Origin of the sequence: Sphingobacterium sp. FBM7-1, from assembly GCF_020687765.1 — a bacterium.
Classification (GTDB): Bacteria; Bacteroidota; Bacteroidia; order Sphingobacteriales; family Sphingobacteriaceae; genus Sphingobacterium.
Map to the genome: position 1 here is coordinate 149,041 of NZ_JAJEWJ010000005.1, position 23,604 is coordinate 172,644.

Genomic DNA, 23,604 nt, shown 5'->3' on the forward strand with positions numbered 1-23,604 from the left:
GATGTAAGCATGAAAAAGATTATATATTATCTTATGGCTTTAGTGACCTGTGTTTTGTTGCTGAGCGCTTTTCAAAATCAAACCAATAGGGAAAAAGACACTAACGAGGGAGGTAATCCGGAAGAAGTATTTTTTCCGATTATGGCTTGGGACGATGTTCGAAACGAGGAGACTATCCGTAAAATGGCTGAATGTGGTATCAACGCTATAGCATTCACTCCGCCGGAATTTTTAGATGCTTGTGAGCGTCATAATGTCAAAGCGATTGTATTTGATCCACGTGTTACACCTAAGTGGGATGAGCAGTTTGATTCAGAAAAGGGAAATGTTATTTTGAGGGAATTAATAGACAAATACAATGACCATCCCGCTGTATATGGATATCACTTAAAAGATGAACCGGACGGAAACCAGCTTTATGAATTAGGAAAGTCTGCGAGATTAGTGAATGAACTTGCGCCAGGTAAGTGGGCGTACATTAATCTACCTCCGGGTATGGGAGATTGGTATGATACAACCTATCTGCAGTTATTTGTAGATCAATGCCAACCAAAATTTATTTCCTATGATAATTACCCCATCGGAGAAAGCGATAAATATGGTTTCTCATGGGGATATTGGGCAAATATTGCAGATATTCGGTCGGCATCGCTGAGAAATAATATTCCTTTTCATACCATCTTATTGACAGGCGCCCATTTCGCTTACCGTATTCCGTCCTACGATGATTTGGCTTTGCAGATTTATGGTGCTTTGGCGTATGGTGCGCAGGGTCTGGCCTACTACAAATTTGTAGGGGAAACCCTGAGCGTATTGGGTGCCCCCGAATTAGGAAATTGGCGGTTCGCGCCGTTGGATGAATTTGGCGATATAACCCCAAGTTATTATAATATCAAAAATCTGAACAAGCGTATCCAATCATGGGCACCAACCCTGTTAAAATTGCGGAGCGATGATGTCTATCATATTGGTGAGGACATACCAGACCGTAATCATGGCGTGACAGAAAAGAGCTTAATACAAGGTTTTGACAGCGGTCAATCCTTTATTGTTGGTGAATTTACGCATCAGGACGATGGATCTAAATGGATTATGGTGGTTAATAAGAATTTGCAAGGCTCCACGTTCATACGACCTAAATTTGCGGATAACGTTGATACAGAAAGTATAGAATTTTTGTCTCATGCAAATGGAAAACTAGGCGAATGGCCAAAGATTTGGTATAGCCTTGCCCCAGGCCAGGGAGTATTGCTTAAAGTTAAATTGAAAAGTTAGGCTTATTATATGAGATTAAATGAGGTGCATCCCTGGGGACATAATTTGACAGAATATAGGTCGATCTTTAATTTGGATGATGAAGATTTGCACAAATCTATCATTAGTTTTGCAGATGGCACCTCAAGTGCCAATAGCGAGTTAACAAATATGGGACACAAAATAATATCCGTTGATCCTGTTTATCAATTTACCCGAAACGACCTGGATTATCGATTGAACGAAGTGATTTCACGCGCAAAAATGTATCAGCAAGAATTGCCATCTCACGAAAAACAGAATGCTGCGGCCATTGCTGATTCAAGAGCAGCAGCAACCAGAACTTTTCTTGCTGATTTCGAGCTTGGGAAAAAGGAGCAACGTTATATCGCGGGGTCTTTTCCCGGTCCTTTTCCCTTTTCTGATAATAGCTTTGAGTTAGGGTTGTGTGCTCATTTTTTGTTATTATATGATAATTACGGCTTAGCGTTTCATATTAAAGCAATTACCGAGATGCTCAGAATCTGTGACGAAATTAGGATTTATCCGTTAGTAAATCTTACAGGAAATAAGCCAGCGATTCTAGAGGATTTGATTAACAACTTTAGTAGCTGTTATACCGTAAAAACACAAGAGGTAGATTATGGATTTCAAGGTATCGGAACGGAACTTTTAAGGATTAGTAAATGAGGTGTTTTCTGGCGATAAGGAACTATTTCGTTGTAATAGTGGGGATAGGTACGTTTTCTTTAACAACTTTTGTGAAAAGTCAAACGTTGATAGGTACCGATGGATTAGGTCGTGTGCTACCTGCGACCGAACATGTCGGTTTGCCGAAGGATAACCGACATGTTGCCGTTTTCTATTTCCTGTGGCAGGGACATGGGGCATCCGTAACTTCAGAGACACACTGGGATCTGGACAAGCTTTATACGCATACATCAGAAGTGTTTCGCGATTTTAATCATCCCGGCTGGGGAGGAGGAGCAACAAATCCAGGTCGATATTATTATTGGGGAGAGCCGGTTTACGGTTATTACAAAGGGGATGATTATTGGGTACATCTCAAAAATATCCAATTGCTTACCGATGCAGCAGTAGATATATTGATTATAGATGCAACCAACCGCATTACCTATCCGTTGGAATCAGATGCCTTAATGCGGGCCATGGAAGCAGTACGAAAACAAGGTAAAAACCCACCCAAGATCGTCTATTATACCAATACAGCCTCCGGAGACGCTATGCAGGAGATTTACGATAACTATTATAAACCGGGGGCACTCTACCGATACCCTGAAAGTTGGTTTTATCTGGAAGGCAAACCGTTAATTATTGGGTTGAGTAAAGACGCTCAAGGAAGAGATTATGAAAATTATTTTACGATTCGCGAATCACAATGGCCCAATGAATCACAGAAAATCAATGGATGGCCATGGATTGAGTTCCAACGGCCGCAATATGTTTATGAAAACCATTTGGGACAACGAGAAATTGTGAATGTTTCCGCAGCGCAGCACCCTAACTTGGACGCCTGCATGGGAGGCTCAGCATTTTATGGTCAATCCGGTAATTGGGGACGTAGTTTCCGTAACGGTCATTCTGGTAATCCAGAAAAAGACATGCTGTACGGTTATAATATCCAAGAGCAATGGGATTTTGCACTAAAACAAGATGTACCATTCGTATTTGTTACCGGATGGAATGAATGGATTGCAGGCAAATGGAGGAGGACAATCGGAGATACCACGCAGGCTCTTTTTGTCGATCAGGCTAGCCCTGAATATAGTCGGGACATAGAACCTACGCGAACGGCAGGGCTAAAAGACCACTATTATATGCAAATGGTCGCTAATATACGACGATATAAAGGTGTGGAAGCACAACAGGTGTTAGGAGCAAGTAAAACAATACGCACATGGACGGATTGGGATGAAGTCTATCCCGAATACCACGACTATGTGGGAGACATTATACATCGAAGCCATCGTGGGGCACAGTCTGACCCCATAACGCAATATGCGAATACCACGGGCAGAAATGATTTTGAACTGATGAAAGTAGCACGAGATCGCAAGAATATCTACTTCTACGTCCAATGTGCAAACACGATCTCGGGCAATCGCACCGCCAATAACTGGATGGCTCTTTATATCGATATCGACCGCTCACATGCAACGGGTTGGCAAGGATACGATTTTCGTGTCGTATCTGGCAACAAGTTACAACGATATACAGATGGTTGTTGGCAGGATATAAAATCTCTTACCAATAAATTGGACGAATCGAGACTCATGCTTACAATCCCCAGAAAGATATTGCAAATGAAAGGGAAGGATTTTGAGTTTAAGTGGATAGACAATATGCAGGAAGAAGAACCATTGGACTGGTATGTCAACGGTGATGTAGCACCGGGAGGCAGATTTAACTTTTGGGTACGAGGAGTCGACTAGGATGGCCATTAAACTGTCGCGGCTTTGCTTACGTAAACAAGTTTTTTTGATAATAAGAAGAAAAGAAATCGTAAACACATATATTTATGGGAAAAATTAAAATTGACAATCCCCAGAGGGATAAGAATTTTGTAACCGGCGTTTTTTCGGACGGTATTGTGGCTGGTGGTTTTTTATTTGTTAGTGGGCAGGCTTCTGTAGACTTTAAAACATCTCAATTTGTGCTGGGGACTATAGAAGAGGAAACCGAGCGTACACTGGAAAATATAAAAGCTATAGTGGAAGCAGCCGGAGCAACAATGGCCGATGTAGTTAAATGCACTGCTCATTTAAGTGATTGGAATGAGTTTGATAGGTATAATGAAGTGTATGAAAAGTATTTTCCAGGTGTAAAGCCTGCTAGGACGACGGTACAGTCGGTACTTGGGAAGGGAATCAAGGTGGAGATAGATTGTATTGTTAGTCTCCATAAATAAACCAAAAGAGAAACACAATAGATAATGATTAAAATAAATATAGTCGCTTTCATTGTTCTACAATGGATAGGTCTCCATGCGCATGCTTCTGGCAAACAATCTCATTGGCAGCAAGGGGATTCAACTGACAAGATTGCACACCGCTATATCTCGCCTACCCGTATCCTGTGGAAAACCGGAAAAATTCGTAATGAAAATCAGCTTCTTCAAGAAGGAAATGGTCAAGCCGATTTGACTAATGCAAGCATGACTATATTAAAAAATGAAAGAAAACATACAAGCAGTATCTTACTCGATTTTGGAAAAGAATTACATGGTGGACTAGAAATTGTCACAGGCATGTGGAATCCGGGGAATGTTCCCAGACGGATCCGTGTTCGCTTTGGAGAATCAGCGAGCGAAGCGATGGCGGAACTAGGTGAGAAAGGTGCAACCAACGACCATGCTATCAGGGATATGGAGATTCTTGTACCTTGGCTAGGCAAAATACAAGTTGGACAAACAGGATTTCGCTTTGTCCGCATTGACCTTTTGGATGCCAACGCTGAACTCCACCTCAAAGAGGTGCGGGCTATATTTGCCTATCGGGATATTCCCTATTTGGGATCTTTCAACAGTAGTGATGAGCGTTTAAACCAAATTTGGCAAACCGGAGCTTATACAGTACACCTCAATATGCAGGAATATCTTTGGGATGGTATCAAGAGAGACCGGTTAGTCTGGGTTGGAGACCTCCATCCAGAAGTAGCTACCGTGAATGCGGTGTTCGGTCATAACGAAGTTGTTCCAAAGAGTTTAGACTTGGCACGTGATGTAACGCCACTGCCCGGTTGGATGAGCGGAATCAGTACTTACTCTATGTGGTGGATCATCTTGCATCATGACTGGTACAGACACCATGGGGATTTAAATTATTTACGGGAGCAACAACCCTATCTTGCAGGTCTGGTTCGGCAGATAGCAGCAAAGATAGACAAGAAAGGCAAGGAGAATATGGATGGAAACCGTTTCCTTGACTGGCCGTCAAGCGAAGACCCCGTAGCTATCCATGCCGGTTTACAGGCAATGACACAATGGTCATTGTCCATAGCCGTGGAACTGACGGAAATCTTGGGTGATCGGCAAACGAAGGCAATCGCTGTGGACGCCTTATCAAGAATGAAGGGCTATATTCCCGCCCCCGGCTCGACTAAGCAAGCGGCGGCCCTGATGGCAATGACAGACATGCTACCTGCTGTGCAAGCTGACAAAGAGGTATTATCTGTCGGCGGACCGGCAAACTTTTCTACGTTCTATGGATATTATATGTTGCAGGCGATGGCAAAAGCAGGTAATTATAAAGGAGCAATGGATATTATCAAGACGTACTGGGGAGCTATGCTGGATTTAGGCGCAACCACGTTTTGGGAAGATTTTAATATAAATTGGATACATAATGCTGGACGTATTGACGAGCTTATCCCGACAGGTAAGATAGATGTACATGCCGATTATGGTGATTACTGCTATGTAGGGTATCGCCATAGCCTGTGCCATGGTTGGGCATCGGGTCCTACAGCCTGGCTAACGGAGCACGTGCTTGGCATCAAGGTGATAGAGCCAGGTAGCAAAAGCATCTTGGTCAAGCCAAATTTGGGAGACCTTGATTTTGCAGAAGGTTCTTATCCTACTCCTTATGGTATTCTATATGTAAAACATACCAAGGGGAAGGACGGAAAGATTAAATCAATTATCAACGCACCGAAGGAAGTCAAAATAATTAGGGAATGAATACGGTATTGTATCTGAAAAAATATATAAGGAGATAAAAATGAGATACATGGTTACGTTTTGTTTGCTGCATGTAGCATTTATGGGACTCGGCATCGATTTAAAACCCGTTAACCTGCGAGCAGAGTATAAAAACAACCCATTTTTGGACGAACGGATGCCGCGTTTAAGCTGGGAATTATCCTCCGAAAAATATAATCAATACCAGTCTGCTTTTCAGATTCTCGTAGCATCATCGCCGGATAAGCTGGATAACAATGAAGGAGATCTATGGGATACCGGTAAACAGACTTCCGGAGAGACCAACCAGATCGCATACGGAGCACAACCACTGACTTCGGGACAGAAGGTATGGTGGAAAGTAAAAGTATGGGATACAGATAACCAGGAGAGCAAATGGAGCGAGCCTGGATACTGGGAGATAACTCTACTGAATAAGTCCGACTGGCAAGCAAAGTGGATCGGTTATGATCTGAACCACTTGGCAAAAGGCGGTAAGTACCATTTGCCGCCGTCTCCCTATCTGAGAAGAGAAGTTCTAGTCAATAAGAAAGTACAGGCTGCACGCTTGTATATCAGTTCTCTGGGACTCCACGAGTTCTACATAAACGGCGAGCGGGTCGGTAGGGATTATTTTGTGCCAGGTTGGACAGACTATAACATGCGAGTGTATTACCAAGCGTACGATGTGACAGATCATCTCCGGCAGGGGGCAAATGCTTTCGGTGCCGTGCTCTCCGATGGCTGGTATTCGGGCTATTTAGGGTACGCTTTATTAGTAGGAAGCCAACAGGTCCGTGGGTTTTACGGAGATTTCCCGCTACTGAAGGTGCAGGTGGAGATCCAATATTCCGATGGGAGTAGGGAAGTTATTTCGACCGATAATCGATGGAAAGCATCTACAGGTGCATTAATGGAATCTGATTTTCTGCAAGGGGAGACTTATAATGCGACTGAGGAGAAAAGTGGATGGGATTATCCGGGTTTTGATGATAGGGACTGGAAAGCGGTCCAGGTTGTGGAAGACCGTGAGGGAAGAGAACTGCAGCTTTATCCGGGAGAGCCGGTGCGGGTAGTCGAAGAGTTGCCCATAAAATCGATCAAGCGCCTAGACAATGGAAAATATATAGTGGATTTCGGTCAGAACTTTGCAGGCATCATACGCGTAAATACTCGGGGCCGCACCAATGACTCTCTGGTATTCCGTTATGGTGAAATGCTCCATCCAGACGGTACTTTGGTAACCGAGAACCTGCGAAGTGCGCGGGCGACGGATACGTATGTTTTAAAAGGGAATCCGGAAGGCGAAACCTGGAGTCCGCGGTTTACCTACCACGGGTTCCAGTATGTGGAGGTTACAGGATTAAAAGAAGAACCGACAAAAGATTTCCTGGTAGGCTTAGCGCTGAGTTCAGATTTAGAAATAGCAGGGTATTTTGAATCGGACAACGATCTACTGAATAAGCTCTATAGCAATATCGTCTGGACCCAGCGAGCCAATTATTTAGATATTCCTACCGACTGTCCACAGCGGGATGAGCGTTTGGGCTGGACAGGAGATGCACAGGTATACATACGCTCAGCTGTTTACAATAACAACATTGCTGCTTTCCACACCAAATGGATACAAGACCTGAACGATGCACAGTGGGATAATGGAGCTTATCCGATCTATGCCCCGATGCCGCTGAATGCGGGGGGTGTGTCGGCCATACGTGCTTTCGACACCTATTCACCGGGCTGGTCCGAAGCGGGGGTTATCTGTACATACGAGATTTTCCGGACATATAACGATATACGGATTGTGGAACGCTCGCTTCCTTATATGGTGAAGTTTATGGATTTTTTGGAGAGCAAGGCAGATAGCCGGGGTGTCCTGACCGAAGGAAGTTTCGAAGAGGTTGAGCCAAAGGGTGGGTTTGGTGACTGGCTTTCAGTGGGCAAAAAAACAAGTCCGGATCTTTTGGCAACACTGTATTATTTCTACTGTGCCAAGTTGATGGAAGAAATGTGCGGTGCTATCGGTGACATGGAACTTGCAGCACGTTACCGCAAAACTGCGGAGCGGATTAGGCAGGGTTTTCGGGACCACTATACAGCATCCGGTAAATTTAAAACGGACATTTTCCGTTACGGTGACGGAGCTGGGTATGTCGAAGGAAGAAACGGATTTTCTGGACACACACAGACGGCCTATGCTAATGCCATTTATATGGATATCTTAGAAGGAGAAGACCGGGAGAACGCAGGCAGGCTTTTGCGACAGTTGATGGAAGAAAACGATAATAAGCTGACCACAGGGTTTCTAGGCTTCAAACCTCTACTACCTGCATTGTCGAATACCGGTTCATCGGATAAAGCTTATCGGCTCCTACTGAGTACGGAATACCCTTCCTTGGGATATGAAGTCGTTAACGGCGCTACTTCTATCTGGGAACGTTGGGACAGCTATACAAAGGACAAGGGGTTTGTGCATAATGCGGCTATGAACTCGTTCAGCCATTATGCTTTTGGTGCGGTCAATGAATGGATGTTTGAATATATGATAGGTATCAAGCCGATCGATCGCGGTTATCGTTCTTTTATAATCAGACCTGAGCTACCTCCAGGCGATACAGCGCTTAAGCATGTAAAAGGCTCATACCGCTCAGTAGCCGGTCTAATCCGGTCGGAATGGCGGTATGAGGGGCAGACCCTAGTGTACGTGCTGGAAATACCGGTAAATACCACTGCTTATTTCTATACCGAAGCTCCTTCTCTGGAGTGCATATATATTAACGGTAAGGTAATCGGGCAAAGTGAATGGGCTACGTCTGTGGAAGAAGAGGGGAAACAGTATAAAGTGAAATTAGGATCAGGCAAGTATACGGTTAAAATTGACAATATAAATTGGAATGGCGAGAATAAGTAAGTAAAATGGAAGGCGCAATTAACGTTTGAGTATATCTATAGGAGTAATAGCATTGCCGGAAAGCGCTTTTAAATGATACGATCGATATTGTTTTGGCTGACATTGCTTGAATTTCTTAAATTGTCTGTAGAAAAATGGAATGCTTTCGAACCCCGAATCATAACAAATATCGCTAATTTGTTTATCGGTTTCAATAAGTAATTTACAGGCCTTGCTAATTCGATATTCATTTAGGAATTCAAAAAATGGTTTCTTCATCACTTTGCTGAAAAATCGGGAAAAGTATTTCGGGCTTATGTATACTTCGGCAGCAATGTCGTCAAGTGATATTTTTTCACGGTAATGGACATCAATATATCGGTAGATTGTATTAATTCGATTACTACTATGGCTATTTAGCGCAGACGAGAAATCATGTTCTGATAAAAAGCGATAATCGACAGATTGACTTAATTCATCCAAGATCTGTAGAACGTGGGTAAATTTCTCCAATGGCCGTAAATTGTGTAAAGTAAGACATTTATCTTTTAATTTCTTAGCGACATCCTGATGAAATTTAATGCCTCTATTAGAGGATTGCAGCAGATTTTTAATGGCACCAAATTCATGGCTTTGCATCCAAATCTTATCTAAAAACTCTTCTTTTAGATAAATAACCACCGCATTTGGAGACTGTTTTGACGAATTTGTTTCGTCAATCCAACAATGTGGAAGGTTAGAACCCAATAGTACGAGGTCATCTTCAATATAATTTTCCACACTATTCCCGACATATCGTAACCCTTGGCCCGAAGGGATATAAGTTAATTCATATTCTTGATGATAATGCCAAGGATAGTCGAATTCCTTTTGATTTTCTTGAAAGTCCACATTCAATAAATTCGATTCATCAAATGAAATAGGCTTGTAATTTGCTTTCATAATAAAAATTTATACGGATACTTTTATATTGATGCCTCCTTAATTATACACGCTAAATATGGCATATTAGCATATACCTGGATATTGGCTCAATAGCTTAAAGTTAATAAAAAATTTTTATGAATCGCATAACTTACATAAACTTCTGCGCCCTATGCTTCTTTGAAAATGAGATGATTTTTTAGATACTTCCCGGTATAAGATTCCTCACAGTTCACCAAATCTTCTGGTGTGCCTTCGAAAACAATCTTTCCACCGTTATTTCCTCCCTCTGGGCCAATGTCAATAACCCAATCAGCCGTTTTTATCATCTCCATATTGTGCTCAATGACCAGAATGCTGTTGCCCAAGGCAATCAACGCATCAAAAGCCTTTAGCAACTTATGGATGTCGTGAAAATGCAGTCCAGTTGTCGGCTCGTCAAAAATGAAAAGTGTTTTTTTATTGTTATTACCTTTTATTAAAAAAGAGGCAAGTTTGATACGCTGTGCTTCCCCTCCAGACAAAGTACTTGACGGTTGCCCCAGTTTGACGTAGCCCAGACCAACGTCCTGCAACGGTTTAATTTTTGCGATGATTTTGGGAGCATCATCAAAAAACACCATTGCCTCATCCACACTAAGGTCCAAAACATCGGCTACCGATTTACCTTTATATTGCACATCCAGCACATGTTGTTTAAATCGCTTACCACCGCAAGCTTCACAAGGCAGGACAATATCGGCCATAAATTGCATCTCGATTTTGACCTCACCATCCCCTTGACACACATCGCAGCGACCACCTTCGACATTAAAAGAAAACGCAGCCGGTTTTAGTCCCGCTGCCTTTGCCGCGGGCAGATTCGCATACACCGCCCGAATCTCATCCCAACCTTTCACATAAGTCACCGGGTTAGAGCGTGAAGATCGGCCGATCGGGTTTTGGTCGATCATTTCAATTTGCTCAATACGCGTGATGTCTCCTTCCAAACTATCGAAAGCGCCGGTTTGTTCTCCGCTATAATTACCGATTGCTTTTTGTAAAGCTGGATAAAGCACGCGTTTGATAAGCGATGTCTTACCCGAACCAGACACCCCAGTCACCACGGTGAATACATTTAACGGAAACGTTGCGTCGATTCCGTTAAGGTTGTTTTCCCGGGCACCTTTCACGGTAATAGCATCGCGCCATTTGCGCCGTGTTTTGGGTGTAGGAATGTTCCGTTCACCGTTTAGGTACTGCCCTGTTAAACTATTTTTGTCCTGGATGATTTCAGCATAAGTTCCTGCGAAAACGAGTTGCCCTCCATTTATTCCCGCCTCTGGCCCAATGTCGACCAGATAATCCGCAGCTTCCATCATCTCCTGCTCATGCTCTACGACGATAACCGTATTACCTACGTCACGTAGTGATTTCAACACGCCGATCAGTTGTTGTGTGTCGCGCGGATGCAGACCAATACTCGGTTCGTCCAACACATAGATGGAGCCGACGAGGGAACTTCCCAACGATGTAGCTAAATTGATGCGTTGTGATTCTCCGCCCGAGAGTGTATTACTTAAGCGATTCAGCGTGAGGTAGCTTAGACCTACATCGCATAAAAACTGAAGTCGGCTTATGATCTCGGCCAGCAGGCGCTTCGCAATCCGCTGTTCGTGTTTGGAGAGTTGCAGATCTTTAAAGAACCGCAGCGCGTCTCGCAGCGGTAACAAGACAATATCCGTAATTGATTTATTTCCCACCTTGACATAGGTTGCATCCTTACGCAGACGCGACCCCTTACAATCCGGACAATCTGTTTTTCCCCGATAACGCGATAACATCACACGGTATTGTATCTTATAAGTTTGTTGTTCCAGTTCTTCAAAGAACTGATTCAACCCGCCAAAATATGCGTTACCTGTCCATAACAGCTCCTGCTGGGCAGGTGTGAGATCGCTATAAGAACGATGGATAGGGAAATCAAATTTCAGCGCATTCTGTACTAAGCGGTTCAGCCACTCACCCATTTTTTCTCCCCGCCAAGGAGCTATAGCACCATCGTATACCGAACGGCTTTTATCCGGAACAACCAGGTCAGCGTCTATACCAATAACCTTGCCATATCCCTCACAACGTTTACAAGCGCCATAAGGATTATTGAAACTGAAAAAATTGGGGGTAGGTTCTTCGAACAGGATGCCGTCCAGTTCAAATTTGTCAGAATAATGTTTATGTTCACCATCGGTTTCAACGTAGCATTCCCCTTTACCTTCGAAAAAAGCCGTTTGTAACGAATCGGCAATACGACTGCTCGTTTCGTCTTCTTTATCCAACCGAATGCGGTCCACGACAATCTTTACATCTCCTTCCTTGAAATCTTTATTGGAAATGTTGGTGTCTTCAATAATGGTTTCAATCTTCTGAATTTTGTCTTCAAAAAGTACCCGTACAAATCCCTTTTGGAGGAGAAGTGACAACTCCTCTTTTAACTTTCGTTTATTGATAGGGATAAGCGTTGCAAAAATCGTAACCGTGGTGTCCTCCGGATAAGTCATCAGCTCATCGATAATGGAAGAAATGGTGTCTTTAGTAACCTCCTTACCCGAGATGGGCGAGAAGGTCTTGCCGATCCGCGCATATAGCAGTTTAAGATAATCGTATATCTCTGTCGAGGTGCCAACCGTAGAACGAGGATTGGACGTAATCACTTTCTGTTCAATAGCAATTGCCGGAGCAATGCCCTTAATATAATCTACTTCGGGCTTGTGCATACGTCCCATAAACTGCCGGGCATACGAAGATAAACTTTCCACGTAGCGCCGCTGTCCTTCCGCATATAAGGTATCAAAGGCAAGGGAGGATTTCCCAGAACCAGACATGCCCGTAACGACGATCAGTTTATTTTTAGGAATATCAACATCGATGTTTTTCAGATTGTTGACCCGTGCACCCTTGATTTGGATAAACGATTTCGCGTTTTGTTCCGATTTTTTTGACATAACCCACAAAGGTAAGGATTTTGTCTGACTCTAATTTGGAATCCCTATCTTTGCCACAAACTAAACAACGAGGAATGATTAAATTAAAATTATTACCATTTTGTATCGTGGCTACGGTAGTTGTGGGATGCCAACAGGCAGATAACGCGCAGGATACCAATAACCCGTTGCTATCGACTTACGAAACGCCATTTCAAGTACCGCCATTCAACAAAATTAAGAATGAGCATTTCCGGCCAGCATTTAAGGTGGCTTTAGAACAACACAATCAGGAGATTGATGCTATCGTAAACGATCCACAAGACCCAACTTTCGAGAACACCATCGTCGCATTGGAAAATGCCGGAAGCGTGCTGGGGAATGTCTCCCGCGTGTTCTTCAATCTCAATTCAGCCCATACCAATGATTCGATTCAGGCCATTGCTAAAGATATGGCTCCGGTATTGTCTGCCCATGGAGATGAAATTTCGCTGAACGAAAAATTGTTTGCCCGCGTAAAAAAAGTATATGACGGTCGCACCGATTTAGCGTTGGATGGAGAAGACACTAAATTATTGGAAGAAACCTATAAAAGTTTTGTCCGTTCCGGTGCGAATCTTTCGGAAAGCGACAAAGAAACGCTCAAGAAAATAAATGCAGAGTTATCTGTGCTCACTAATGATTTTGGACAAAACTTATTGGCCGAGACCAACGCTTATGAGCTCGTTGTAGAGAACGAAGAAGACCTTGCCGGACTTCCCGACGCATTAAAACAGGCTGCTGCGGATGTTGCAGCTGAAAAAGGTAAAAAAGGGAAGTGGGTATTCACACTTCAAAACCCTTCCGTGATGCCATTTTTACAATATGCCGATAACCGTGCCCTGCGTAAAGATATCTGGGATGCTTATCAGCTGCGCGGAAATAACGACAACGTTAACGACAATAAAAAGTTGCTTCGTAAAACAGCTAATCTACGGTTGGAGAAAGCAAAATTATTAGGATACAGTTCGCACGCGGCATATGTGCTGGAAGAATCCATGGCCGAAAATCCAACCAATGTATACGCTTTATTAAACAAAATCTGGACCCCCGCATTAGCAAAAGCGCAGGCAGAAGCGGCCGACATCCAAAAGGAGATTGAAGCGCAGGGTGGAGATTTCCAAGTTGCTCCTTATGATTGGAGATACTATCAGGAGAAAATCCGTAAAGCGAAATACGCGCTAAATGAAGAAGAGATTAAACCCTATTTTAGTTTAGCAGCGGTACGTCAAGGTGCTTTTGAAACGGCGACTAAATTATTTGGTTTAAGCTTCGTTGCTTTGAGTAATGTGCCTACTTATCATGAAGAAGTAGAAGTCTATGAAGTGAAAGACGGCGATGGAAAGCATTTAGGCCTGCTCTACGCGGATTTCTTCCCAAGAGAGTCTAAAAGAGGAGGTGCCTGGATGACCTCCTATCGTTCACAGCATACAAAAGCCGGCGAACGCGTAGCACCGGTAATCTCTATCGTATGTAATTTCACGAAACCCGTAGGTGATGCGCCGGCCTTATTGACCTTTGACGAGGCTAGTACGCTATTCCACGAATTCGGGCACGCATTGCACGGTCTGTTGTCAGACGTAAAATACCGGAGCTTAGCAGGTACATCTGTGTCCCGCGATTTCGTAGAATTACCATCACAGGTGATGGAAAATTGGGCTGCAGCCCCTGAAGTATTGAAGACCTATGCTAAACATTATCAAACAGGAGAAGCTATTCCAGATACATTGATCGCAAAGATGGAACAAGCGGGCACCTTTGATCAAGGATTTGCAACCGTGGAGTATGTGGCAGCGTCTTTATTAGATTTGGATTATCATGCTACCACAAAACCGATCGAAGACGATGTGAATGCTTTTGAATCAGCGGGAATGCAGAAAATCGGATTGATCGATGCGATTATCCCACGCTACAGAAGCACCTACTTCCAACACATTTTTGCAGGAGGATATTCCGCAGGCTATTACGCATATATTTGGGCAGAAGTGCTGGATTCCGATGCTTTTGCAGCCTTCAAAGAGAAAGGTCTTTTCGATCCGGCTACGGCCACTTCTTTCCGCAAACATATCCTAGAAAAAGGGGGAACCGGCAACCCGGCTGAAATGTACCGACAGTTTAGGGGCAAAGATCCCGATCCGGTGCATCTTATGAAAAAACGCGGATTAAATTAAACAAACGAAAAAGCAGCCTTAAAGGCTGCTTTTTCGTTTGTTTTATATCCCTAATGAGTTAAACTGTAAATCGTACAGCTTTTTATAATAGCCATCTTCAATAGCTAACAGCTCCTTGTGCGTTCCGACTTCCTTAATCTCTCCTCTGTCAAACACAATAATTTTATCGGCCTTTTGAATAGTAGACAGTCGGTGTGCGATAACAATCGCCGTCCGGCCTATCATCATCTTTTCAATGGCGCTTTGTATAAGTAATTCCGTCTCCGTATCGATCGATGAGGTCGCTTCATCAAGGATCAATATCGCCGGATCGTGTACTAATGCCCGGATAAAAGAAATTAACTGTGCCTGCCCCGCGGAGAGTGTTGCTCCGCGCTCCTGCACCTGATAGTCAAATCCTCCCGGCAACCGCATAATAAAGTCATAAGCCCCGACTTTTTTGGCGGCTTCCATTACCTCTTCCGCGGTGATAGCCGGGTTATACAAGGCGATGTTATTGAAAATAGTATCCGAGAAGAGGAATACGTCTTGTAAAACTGTCGCAATATGCTGACGGATGGCGTGGAGCTTGTAATCGCGGATATCGGTTCCGTCCAGTAAAATGCGTCCCCGTTGTATTTCATAGAAACGACTTAGTATATTGATTGTAGAAGACTTTCCCGCGCCAGTCGCACCTACTAGAGCCAAAGTCTCTCCCGATTGAACTCGAAAACTAACGTCTTTCAATACCCATTTCGCCGAGGAAACACTGTCATTTTCTGAAGCAGGTGAGCTCCCTGTTGTCGCTCCGTCCGAATCTTGATTATACGTAAACCAGACCCCCTCAAATTCGATTTCACCACGGATACTTTCCGGTGCCAAAACACCGTTATCCGGAGTAAACTCTTTCGTGTCCAGCACATCAAATACCCGCTCTGCAGAGACCATACCCATTTGTAGGGTATTGAATTTATCAATCAGTTCACGTATCGGACGGAAAATCATATTGATGTACATCAGAAAAGCGACCACGACACCCGGCGAGATCGTGTTGGCCAGAATCTGCTTCGACCCATACCAAACCAATAGCCCGATCGCAATAGCAAGGATAATCTCCAACACCGGAAAAAAAATAGAGAAATACCAGTTCGCGCGAATATGTGCGTCGCGGTGCATCCGGTTGGCAGCTTTAAATTTCCCCATTTCCTGCTCTTCGCGCGCGAAATACTGGATAATTGCCATGCCGCTGATATGTTCCTGCAAAAAAGTATTGAGGTTGGACACCCAAGTGCGTACATCCACAAACGCCGATTTCATCGACTCCTTAAAAATGTAAGTTGCCCAAATGAGGATGGGCATCGGAATGAGCACGATGAGTGTCAATTTCCAATCCGTGTAAAACATCACACCAAAAATTACGATCAGCTGTAGCAGGTCGCCGATAATCTGTATCAATCCCTGCGAAAAAATATTGGAGATAGTTTCCAGATCAGAGATAGTGCGCGTAATCAACCTACCAATAGGCGTATTATCAAAATACTTTAGTCGGAGATTAATGATGTGGTTGAAGACCTGAATGCGGATATCGCGGATCACGTTCTGGCCTAGCACATTCGTCGCCAAGGTGTGGTAGTAGCGGATCACCGTCTGGACAACCAACAGGGCGATCATCGCAATGAGCATCCAAGTAAGACCCGACGCATCTGTCCTCAAAATATACTTATCTATTGTATATTCCACGAGCATAGGCAGTGCGGGAGCGACAGCCGCTAAGAGGACGGTCAATATAACCGAAGTCCAGAAAATACCTTTATATGGACTCATGTAGCGAGCCATGCGCTCCAGAAGTTTTGTGTTGTAGGTTTTGCCTGTTACTTTTTGTTCGCTCAAAATATATTGTCAATATAAGGATAAACAACTTTTGTTAAATAAAGACCGTGCGCTGGTACCGAAGTACCCGCATGTGAACGATCCTTGCTGCTAATAATCTCCAGTATAGCTTCCGGTGTTTTTTTCTTCAGCCCAATGTCCAATAAGGTCCCCACAATTGCCCGCACCATATTTCGCAGAAAACGATTTGCGCGGATATGGAAAACGAGGCCGTTTTCTGTCTCCCCCCAGTAAGCTTCCTTCACCGTGCAGATATTCGTAAATACCTGCGTGTGACTTTTAGAGAAACAACTAAAATCTTGTGTGCCGATCAAAAAAGTTGCCGCACGGTTCATGAGAGCTATGTCGGGCATCTCCCGAAGTTGCCAGGAACGGAATACGAGAAATGGATCTTTCTTAAAGTGAAGATGATATTCGTACGCTCTTTCCGTCGCGTCGAACCGGGCGTGCGCATCATTTGCCACCGCAAAAATACGATGTACAGCAATATCTGGAGGAAGCAGTGAATTCAAGGAGTGGAGAAAACGGCTTTCATTCCGCGTGCGATCCAACGGTATATCCAGATGGACGAATAGCTGCTTCGCGTGCACCCCCGTATCTGTTCTGCCTGCGCCGATAGTCTCTATAGTCCCGCCCAGCATCTTACCCAGCGCTTCGTTCAGTTTCTGTTGTACCGAAACCGCATTATCTTGGACCTGCCAGCCGTGATAAGCCGTCCCGTCATATGCAATTTCCAGAAAAAAACGTTGTAAAGTATCTTCCACATGACAAAGTTACTTCTTTTCTTTACTTTTTTTCCCTCAAAAAAAGTAATAAAAAAACCGACCAACGGGAGCTCATGAACATCAACGTAAACACGGGTTCATAAATCGTTGTTTCAAATATTTGAGGAATGTAAAAACTTGTTCCAGCATTACCCATTATCTGATCGCTGTTATTTAGGCATTATACAATTGCACTATCCTTTATTAACACTAAATGTCGCATCCAGGTATTTGAGGTATGTAGAAACCCGTCCTTAGTACTATCCATTATCTCAAATATCTGAGGCGACGAGTTTTTGGTTCTTTTCACGGGGAAAAGAACATAAAAGAATTATCTTTGTTAAACTAGAATAAAGTTTAGTTATGATTCAACGTATTCAAACATTATGGCTGTTAGCTGCCGCTGTTATTTTACTGGGGCTTTTTGTTTTTCCATTTGTAAGTTTTATTGACCTCGTTGGGCTGGGCAAGCAAATTTACGTTACCGGTATATATTCGTCAAACAACAATGATACTGTTCGCGAGTCTAGCTCAATTGTGCTGGCGATTTACGCAGGTATTGTGACGATAATTCCCTTATTAATCGTTTTCCAGTACAAGAATCGTAAACGTCAGGTTCTTTATGTTTTGATCGAGATCGCGCTTATTGTGCTATTGGGCGTATGGATGTGGAGTACTGCAAACGCTACGCTAGGCGTTATCAGCCAAAGCGTCAGGGCCGGGAATATCGGAGTGGGATTTTTCCTTTTGCCTATCGCGATAATCTTTCTAGGAATGGCTGTAGGAGGGATCCGTAAAGATGAGAAATTGATTAAATCAGCCGATCGTTTGCGATGAGAAACTGGAGGTCTTTGCTGTCTTTAACTTTTTGTATCCTGCTGTCCGGCTGTCTTGTTGCACAGGAACAAAACGAACATACCCTAATAAACATAAAGGATAACATACAGGTTGATGTCAAGAACGTATCGACAAAAAGCCACAGCGACACCCTATCCGTCGAGCTATTTCTCATCTCTTACCAAATGGACCCGCGGGAATTCAAGCTGAATACCTATGCCACACAGGTGATAGACAGTGCCGGCAATAATCATCTGTTCGCTAACATACAGATGGGACGCGTACAAGTGAGGTTGACGGATCAACAAAACTATCTACACTACTTGTTAGAAGAAGATGTGCCTGTCCCGCTCACTATAGAGATCGGTAACTGGAAAGGTAAGAAAGCATCCGCAGTACGATTGGTTTTTGAAGACAGTGCGGAGGAGGGAAAGTTTATAACACAAGAGGTTGGCTTATAGCCAACCTCTTTTTTCTTTCTTATCTGGAATACCGAAACTGTTGCTTATCCATTAAGCCCATCTGGTTTTTCATCATTTTTATCTGATCGGCAAGCAATTTGTTTTTGTCCGCCTTTTTAGCTTCTGCCAGCAGCTTTTCTGCCTCCCGTTTATTGCGTTTTGCCATGGCTACACCTGCTAGGCTTAGCTTTGCCAAAGCAATATTATGACTCATGTGAAGGCCCAGCGATAAAGCTTTCTTGAAGTATTTTTCGGACTGCAATGGTGCCCGTTGAGATTCCATAATACCCAACAACATATGATAATAACCATGCTGAGCACTGATTAGCTGCTTTTCGTAGTGCTTAATGTTTTTTAACCACTGCTCCGCTTTAACCATGTTCTCTTTTCTGAGGTACCATTGTGCGATGAGCATATTCTCGTTGAAGAATACGGTAACCCAGGCCAAAATGGTAATAAAAATTCCCAAAATACCCCATCCCCAATGACCGAACCAGAATAACGCTACCGTTCCGATTAAAAGAAGGCTGCTAAGGATAATACGAACTATATTTGACATATATTTAAGCGTAAATGAACTGTCTGCAAATATCCGGTTATTTTGGAGCTTATCCAACTCGTTTGCGCGATAAAATTGTAAAATTGTATGTTTGTACTATGGCAGCACGTTATGATTCCAGCTGGGAACCTGTTTTAAAACCCTTGTTCCGCCAAGATTTCATGCAAAATCTTTCCGCGTTTGTGCAGCAAGAACGCAAACAAGGACTCGTTTTTCCTCCCGAAGACCTTGTTTTAAATGCTTTCAAGCTAACGCCCCTTGAAGATATAAAAGTGGTTATCTTGGGCCAAGATCCGTATCACAACGATGGGCAAGCCCATGGGTTGTCTTTTTCCGTGCCGGCCGGGATACCATTACCGCCTTCGCTTCGTAACATCTATAAAGAGCTGGAGGCCGATATTCCCGGTTTTCAGTATCCCGTTTCCGGAGATTTAACGAAATGGGCTAAGCAAGGTGTACTGTTGTTAAATGCTACCCTTACGGTAAGAGCGCACCAAGCAGCTTCCCATCAGAAAAGAGGTTGGGAAGAATTTACCGACCAAATTATTCATCTGGTCTCCCAGAAACAGAATAATGTCGTTTTTATATTGTGGGGGACTTACGCGCAAAAGAAAGGAATGTTGATTGATACCCAGAAACACCTCATACTTCAAGCTGTTCATCCCTCGCCACTATCTGCCCACCGCGGCTTTTTCGGATGTAAACATTTCTCTCAAACCAATGCTTATCTAGAAACAAAAGGCCGGAGTCCGATTGATTGGCAAATCTAAGTGATAACCGATTAGCTCGGGTAATACCTGACGTTACGCGAGCAGTGCCTTTAGATGTTGGTACTGGTAGTCGGTGTTGGGAAGCCGTTGTATATGATTGATTCGTATCTTCCTGCCATGCTGTTTAACGTGCGTAAAGAGGAGATGGCTGTCATACGTGATCTCAAACGGTTGGGAAAGATGGAGTGGTTCCATCGTTTCGCCTAAAATAACGTATTCCAGTTCCCCTTTAGATGTGAACCGTTTGATGACCACCTTTTCCTCTGGAGCCGGCTGTATGCAAAACCAAGCACCATCTCCCACCCCGCCGAGATACTGCGCATCTTTAGGTACCGAAATCGGCTTGGAAGAAAAACTCATATACCCAATGACCATATCGTCCGGCAGCAAGTCAGCTTTCTTTCTGGCAACATTATCGCCCAGTTTTTTTATCAGAAAACCAAAAGACTGCCAACGATTCATCCGGAAATATTTAAGTCCCTGTTGCGGAGTGAAGGAGTACACCATACGGTCTGGAACCGCATTGACCACGTTGCTGATCGGGCTGGCTTTAATTGTTTCCGGAAAGTTGATGCTGTGGCGCCAACTGTACCGTTTTGACGAGCGTATAAGCATCCGTGCAATAAACCGTGAGCAATTATTATTATTGCGCGCTACGGCTCCGTATGGATAGGTGCCTTGGTGAACACAATCGTCCCCATACGCTTTTGCTTGCTCGAAGTTGATGTCTCTCGCGACAGAGAAATATAGAATACCCTCCCCATACATTGCATGCTTCAATGCTTCAAAATGTTCCACAATCTCTTCCAGATTGGCAATACAGCCTTTTTCGAACTTCGCTTTGAGTTTTATCTCTAAACGGGGATCCGAAAACTTCGAGCGCGCCCGACCATATCCCCGGGGCGCGATATACCGTCCGAAATCGTAAAAGAGCATTTCGCCGGTTTCCTGTTTAATAATCACAATACCCGTATGGCCTACTTTGAAATTCAAGTTTTTTACGATACCGATTTTCTTAAAAAACATCATCCACTTTTCGTCTCCGCGTATCGTGGCATCAGGCCATGTTAAGATAAGGGCTACATCATTATACGTTGTACTTGACTGCATAGAGGTCCTTTCTTTTTAATATTCTAAAGGGATGATTGGTTCTTTTTTGCTGGTAGACATAATCATCATCGTTTGGAAAGTCTTCACGAAAGGGATTTTCGCAATTTTTTCCATGATCACCGCTTCATAAGCCTTGATGTCTTTTACATATACCTTGAGCATGAAATCGCAATTACCCGTCACATGGTGACATTCGGTTACTTCGGGGATAGTCTTGACGGCGGCTACAAATTCCGGAATGGCATTGTGCGTATGAAAGTCTAAGGATATCTGGATGAATGATTTGATGCCTAGCCCGAGTTTTTCTTCATCTACAAACGCATGATAACTTTTAATAAATCCCGAATTTTCCAACTTCCGCACTCGTTCCAGCGTAGGAGCGGGGGAAAGTCCGATGTTGGAAGCTAGCTGCAAGTTGGTAATGCGTCCGTTTTCCTGCAAAAGCTTCAGAATTTTTAAGTCTGTCTTATCCGGTTGATATGGCATTTCTCTAATCAGCTAATGTGAATATTATATTTTACAGAATGTAAATATACGGAATATTATTTGGCAGGCAAAAAACTTCGGCAAGGCATATTTGCTATAGATAAAATTTATTACACAGATCAATTTTAATTGTTAATGATTATTTCAAATCATGCTAATGTCAAAAAGACAAAAGGTGATCTGCGTTTAATTGCGTAGAAGTGATGTTTGTCATTTTTTTTGCGAAAAAGTCGGTTAGCGTGGTCGTTAGCTTAGGGTATGTCGTCATTTAATCGTATCTTTGTAGTCCGAAACAAAGAAGATCGCCGAATTAAAAGAGGGGAGATAAAATGAGTACCAAAGACGACGAATTGTTAAAAGAGCTGGAGCTCGAAGAATATAAATACGGGTTCACGACGGATATTGAAATGGAAATAGCCGCGAAGGGGCTAAGTGAAGAGACTGTCCGTTTCATTTCTGCCAAGAAGAATGAACCCGAATGGATGTTGGAATGGAGGCTGAAAGCGTTCCGTCATTTTCTAACCATGAAAATGCCAACATGGCAAAATTTTGATAGTCCAGAAGTGGATTTTCAAGATATTTCCTACTACGCCGCACCTAAGCCCAAAAAGCAATTAGAGAGTTTGGATGAAGTAGATCCAGAATTACTTTCCACATTTGCCAAATTGGGGATTCCATTGGATGAGCAGAAAGTGTTGGCAGGAGTAGTAGCGGTGGACGCGGTATTTGACTCCGTCTCTGTCAAAACGACATTTAGAGAGAAATTAAAAGAACAAGGCGTTATTTTCTGCTCCTTTGGTGAAGCCGTTCAGGAATATCCTGATCTCGTTAGAAAATACCTAGGTACTGTCGTGCCACAAACCGATAATATTTATGCGGCATTAAACTCTGCAGTATTTTCCGATGGCTCCTTTGTGTATATTCCTAAGGGAGTTCGTTGTCCGATGGAACTTTCTACCTATTTCCGGATAAATGCCGAGAATACCGGGCAATTTGAACGCACCTTGATTGTTGCCGAAGAAGGGTCATACGTGTCTTATCTGGAAGGTTGTACGGCGCCGATGCGTGACGAAAATCAATTGCATGCCGCTGTGGTAGAGTTAATCGCCGAGCGGGACGCGGAAATTAAATATTCGACGGTGCAAAACTGGTACCCCGGTGATAAAGACGGAAAGGGAGGCATCTATAACTTCGTGACCAAGCGCGGTATTTGTAAAGGAGATAACTCGAAAATTTCCTGGACACAGGTAGAGACTGGTTCGGCCATTACTTGGAAATATCCTGGCGTTATCCTGAAAGGTGATAATTCTGTGGGAGAATTTTATTCCGTCGCCATGACGCGCAATAAGCAGCTCGCCGATACCGGAACAAAAATGATACATTTAGGGAAAAACACCCGTTCTAAGATTGTATCTAAAGGTATTTCAGCCGGACAAAGCCATAACAGCTACCGCGGATTGGTGAAAATCGGACCGAATGCCGATAAAGCAAGGAACTTTACACAGTGTGACTCTCTGTTGATCGGAGACCGTTGTGGAGCACATACGTTTCCCTATATAGAAAGCAGAAACCGGACAGCGATGTTAGAGCATGAGGCCACCACATCGAAGATTGGCGAAGATCAGGTTTTCTATTTAAACCAGCGCGGTATTGATTCGGAAAAAGCTGTCGGTTTAATTGTTAACGGCTATGCAAAAGAGGTATTGAACCAGCTACCGATGGAATTCGCGGTAGAAGCACAGAAATTATTAGCGATTTCTTTGGAAGGATCGGTAGGGTAGTCATTTTAAATTTCCAAACTAAAATAAAAG

At 43.5% G+C, this 23,604-nt stretch carries 18 protein-coding genes; 11 read left to right on the top strand and 7 right to left on the bottom strand.

All coding sequences use genetic code 11. The annotated features are described in order from the left end of the window. The first annotated feature begins 9 nt into the window (after positions 1-9). The 6 genes from LKO28_RS10535 (at position 10) to LKO28_RS10560 (ending at position 8,864) form a co-directional block, all read left to right on the top strand. The gene (locus LKO28_RS10535) at positions 10-1,275 is read left to right on the top strand and encodes a hypothetical protein (protein WP_227694792.1); all 1,266 of its coding nucleotides are present in this window, start codon (positions 10-12) and stop codon (positions 1,273-1,275) included. A 9-nt stretch (positions 1,276-1,284) separates the two neighbouring features. Continuing rightward, positions 1,285-1,944: a hypothetical protein gene (locus tag LKO28_RS10540; protein ID WP_227694793.1), complete on the top strand. Its 660-nt coding sequence runs from the start codon at positions 1,285-1,287 to the stop codon at positions 1,942-1,944. A gap of 71 nt (positions 1,945-2,015) precedes the next feature. Then, positions 2,016-3,707: a hypothetical protein gene (locus LKO28_RS10545; RefSeq protein WP_227694794.1), complete on the top strand. Its 1,692-nt coding sequence runs from the start codon at positions 2,016-2,018 to the stop codon at positions 3,705-3,707. Positions 3,708-3,793: 86 nt separating this feature from the next. Beyond that, entirely contained in the window at positions 3,794-4,183 is a 390-nt protein-coding gene (locus LKO28_RS10550) for a RidA family protein (RefSeq protein ID WP_227694797.1), read from the top strand. 24 nt (positions 4,184-4,207) lie between these two features. Continuing rightward, positions 4,208-5,953, top strand: a complete 1,746-nt coding sequence (locus LKO28_RS10555; protein ID WP_227694798.1) for an alpha-L-rhamnosidase C-terminal domain-containing protein — start codon at positions 4,208-4,210, stop codon at positions 5,951-5,953. Between the two features lie 49 nt (positions 5,954-6,002). Then, entirely contained in the window at positions 6,003-8,864 is a 2,862-nt protein-coding gene (locus LKO28_RS10560; RefSeq protein ID WP_227694799.1) for an alpha-L-rhamnosidase, read from the top strand. An 18-nt stretch (positions 8,865-8,882) separates the two neighbouring features. Here LKO28_RS10560 and LKO28_RS10565 read toward each other — a convergent pair whose 3' ends face one another. After that, complete coding sequence (locus LKO28_RS10565) at positions 8,883-9,785, bottom strand: AraC family transcriptional regulator (protein WP_227694800.1); 903 nt, start codon at positions 9,783-9,785, stop codon at positions 8,883-8,885. Between the two features lie 152 nt (positions 9,786-9,937). Further along, the gene (gene uvrA / locus LKO28_RS10570; RefSeq protein ID WP_227694801.1) at positions 9,938-12,748 is read right to left on the bottom strand and encodes an excinuclease ABC subunit UvrA; all 2,811 of its coding nucleotides are present in this window, start codon (positions 12,746-12,748) and stop codon (positions 9,938-9,940) included. 74 nt (positions 12,749-12,822) lie between these two features. On the opposite strand from uvrA, the gene LKO28_RS10575 reads away from it, so the two are divergent. Then, a complete protein-coding gene (locus tag LKO28_RS10575) occupies positions 12,823-14,937 on the top strand; it encodes a M3 family metallopeptidase (protein WP_227694802.1) in 2,115 nt (704 codons plus the stop codon). A 42-nt stretch (positions 14,938-14,979) separates the two neighbouring features. Here LKO28_RS10575 and LKO28_RS10580 read toward each other — a convergent pair whose 3' ends face one another. Beyond that, positions 14,980-16,806, bottom strand: coding sequence for an ABC transporter ATP-binding protein (locus LKO28_RS10580; protein WP_227694803.1), 1,827 nt, complete (start codon positions 16,804-16,806; stop codon positions 14,980-14,982). Next, a complete protein-coding gene (gene truA / locus LKO28_RS10585) occupies positions 16,803-17,570 on the bottom strand; it encodes a tRNA pseudouridine(38-40) synthase TruA (RefSeq protein ID WP_227694804.1) in 768 nt (255 codons plus the stop codon). Before truA ends, LKO28_RS10580 begins: the two co-directional genes overlap by 4 nt. A gap of 363 nt (positions 17,571-17,933) precedes the next feature. Between truA and LKO28_RS10590 the strand changes: the two genes are divergently transcribed. Both LKO28_RS10590 and LKO28_RS10595 read left to right on the top strand, forming a co-directional pair. Continuing rightward, the gene (locus LKO28_RS10590; RefSeq protein ID WP_227694806.1) at positions 17,934-18,407 is read left to right on the top strand and encodes a DUF4293 domain-containing protein; all 474 of its coding nucleotides are present in this window, start codon (positions 17,934-17,936) and stop codon (positions 18,405-18,407) included. After that, entirely contained in the window at positions 18,404-18,868 is a 465-nt protein-coding gene (locus LKO28_RS10595; protein WP_227694807.1) for a hypothetical protein, read from the top strand. The genes LKO28_RS10590 and LKO28_RS10595 overlap by 4 nt, the downstream gene beginning before the upstream one ends. A 19-nt stretch (positions 18,869-18,887) precedes the next feature. On the opposite strand, the gene LKO28_RS10600 is transcribed toward LKO28_RS10595, so the two are convergent. After that, positions 18,888-19,427 (bottom strand): DUF2892 domain-containing protein, encoded by a 540-nt coding sequence (locus LKO28_RS10600; protein ID WP_227694809.1) that lies wholly within the window; start codon positions 19,425-19,427, stop codon positions 18,888-18,890. Positions 19,428-19,525: 98 nt separating this feature from the next. Here LKO28_RS10600 and ung point away from each other — a divergent pair, with 98 nt between their 5' ends. Beyond that, a complete protein-coding gene (gene ung, locus LKO28_RS10605; RefSeq protein WP_227694811.1) occupies positions 19,526-20,197 on the top strand; it encodes a uracil-DNA glycosylase in 672 nt (223 codons plus the stop codon). Between the two features lie 33 nt (positions 20,198-20,230). Here the strand turns inward: ung and LKO28_RS10610 are convergent, their stop codons facing one another. After that, on the bottom strand, positions 20,231-21,307 hold the full coding sequence (locus tag LKO28_RS10610) for a DUF6695 family protein (RefSeq protein ID WP_227694813.1): 1,077 nt from the start codon (positions 21,305-21,307) through the stop codon (positions 20,231-20,233). A 15-nt stretch (positions 21,308-21,322) separates the two neighbouring features. Then, positions 21,323-21,793, bottom strand: a complete 471-nt coding sequence (locus LKO28_RS10615) for an Lrp/AsnC family transcriptional regulator (protein WP_227694814.1) — start codon at positions 21,791-21,793, stop codon at positions 21,323-21,325. 329 nt (positions 21,794-22,122) lie between these two features. Here LKO28_RS10615 and sufB point away from each other — a divergent pair, with 329 nt between their 5' ends. Beyond that, entirely contained in the window at positions 22,123-23,574 is a 1,452-nt protein-coding gene (gene sufB / locus LKO28_RS10620; RefSeq protein WP_227694815.1) for a Fe-S cluster assembly protein SufB, read from the top strand. Positions 23,575-23,604 lie beyond the last annotated feature (30 nt).

What these genes read in the sequence shown, in the direction of transcription:
- LKO28_RS10535 (WP_227694792.1), top strand. Translation starts at nt 10, where the DNA reads ATGAAAAAGATTATATATTATCTTATGGCTTTAGTGACCTGTGTTTTG.
- LKO28_RS10540 (WP_227694793.1), top strand. Translation starts at nt 1,285, where the DNA reads ATGAGATTAAATGAGGTGCATCCCTGGGGACATAATTTGACAGAATAT.
- LKO28_RS10550 (WP_227694797.1), top strand. Translation starts at nt 3,794, where the DNA reads ATGGGAAAAATTAAAATTGACAATCCCCAGAGGGATAAGAATTTTGTA.
- LKO28_RS10555 (WP_227694798.1), top strand. Translation starts at nt 4,208, where the DNA reads ATGATTAAAATAAATATAGTCGCTTTCATTGTTCTACAATGGATAGGT.
- LKO28_RS10560 (WP_227694799.1), top strand. Translation starts at nt 6,003, where the DNA reads ATGGTTACGTTTTGTTTGCTGCATGTAGCATTTATGGGACTCGGCATC.
- LKO28_RS10565 (WP_227694800.1), bottom strand. Translation starts at nt 9,785, where the DNA reads ATGAAAGCAAATTACAAGCCTATTTCATTTGATGAATCGAATTTATTG.
- uvrA (WP_227694801.1), bottom strand. Translation starts at nt 12,748, where the DNA reads ATGTCAAAAAAATCGGAACAAAACGCGAAATCGTTTATCCAAATCAAG.
- LKO28_RS10575 (WP_227694802.1), top strand. Translation starts at nt 12,823, where the DNA reads ATGATTAAATTAAAATTATTACCATTTTGTATCGTGGCTACGGTAGTT.
- LKO28_RS10590 (WP_227694806.1), top strand. Translation starts at nt 17,934, where the DNA reads ATGATTCAACGTATTCAAACATTATGGCTGTTAGCTGCCGCTGTTATT.
- LKO28_RS10595 (WP_227694807.1), top strand. Translation starts at nt 18,404, where the DNA reads ATGAGAAACTGGAGGTCTTTGCTGTCTTTAACTTTTTGTATCCTGCTG.
- LKO28_RS10600 (WP_227694809.1), bottom strand. Translation starts at nt 19,427, where the DNA reads ATGTCAAATATAGTTCGTATTATCCTTAGCAGCCTTCTTTTAATCGGA.
- ung (WP_227694811.1), top strand. Translation starts at nt 19,526, where the DNA reads ATGGCAGCACGTTATGATTCCAGCTGGGAACCTGTTTTAAAACCCTTG.
- LKO28_RS10610 (WP_227694813.1), bottom strand. Translation starts at nt 21,307, where the DNA reads ATGCAGTCAAGTACAACGTATAATGATGTAGCCCTTATCTTAACATGG.
- LKO28_RS10615 (WP_227694814.1), bottom strand. Translation starts at nt 21,793, where the DNA reads ATGCCATATCAACCGGATAAGACAGACTTAAAAATTCTGAAGCTTTTG.
- sufB (WP_227694815.1), top strand. Translation starts at nt 22,123, where the DNA reads ATGAGTACCAAAGACGACGAATTGTTAAAAGAGCTGGAGCTCGAAGAA.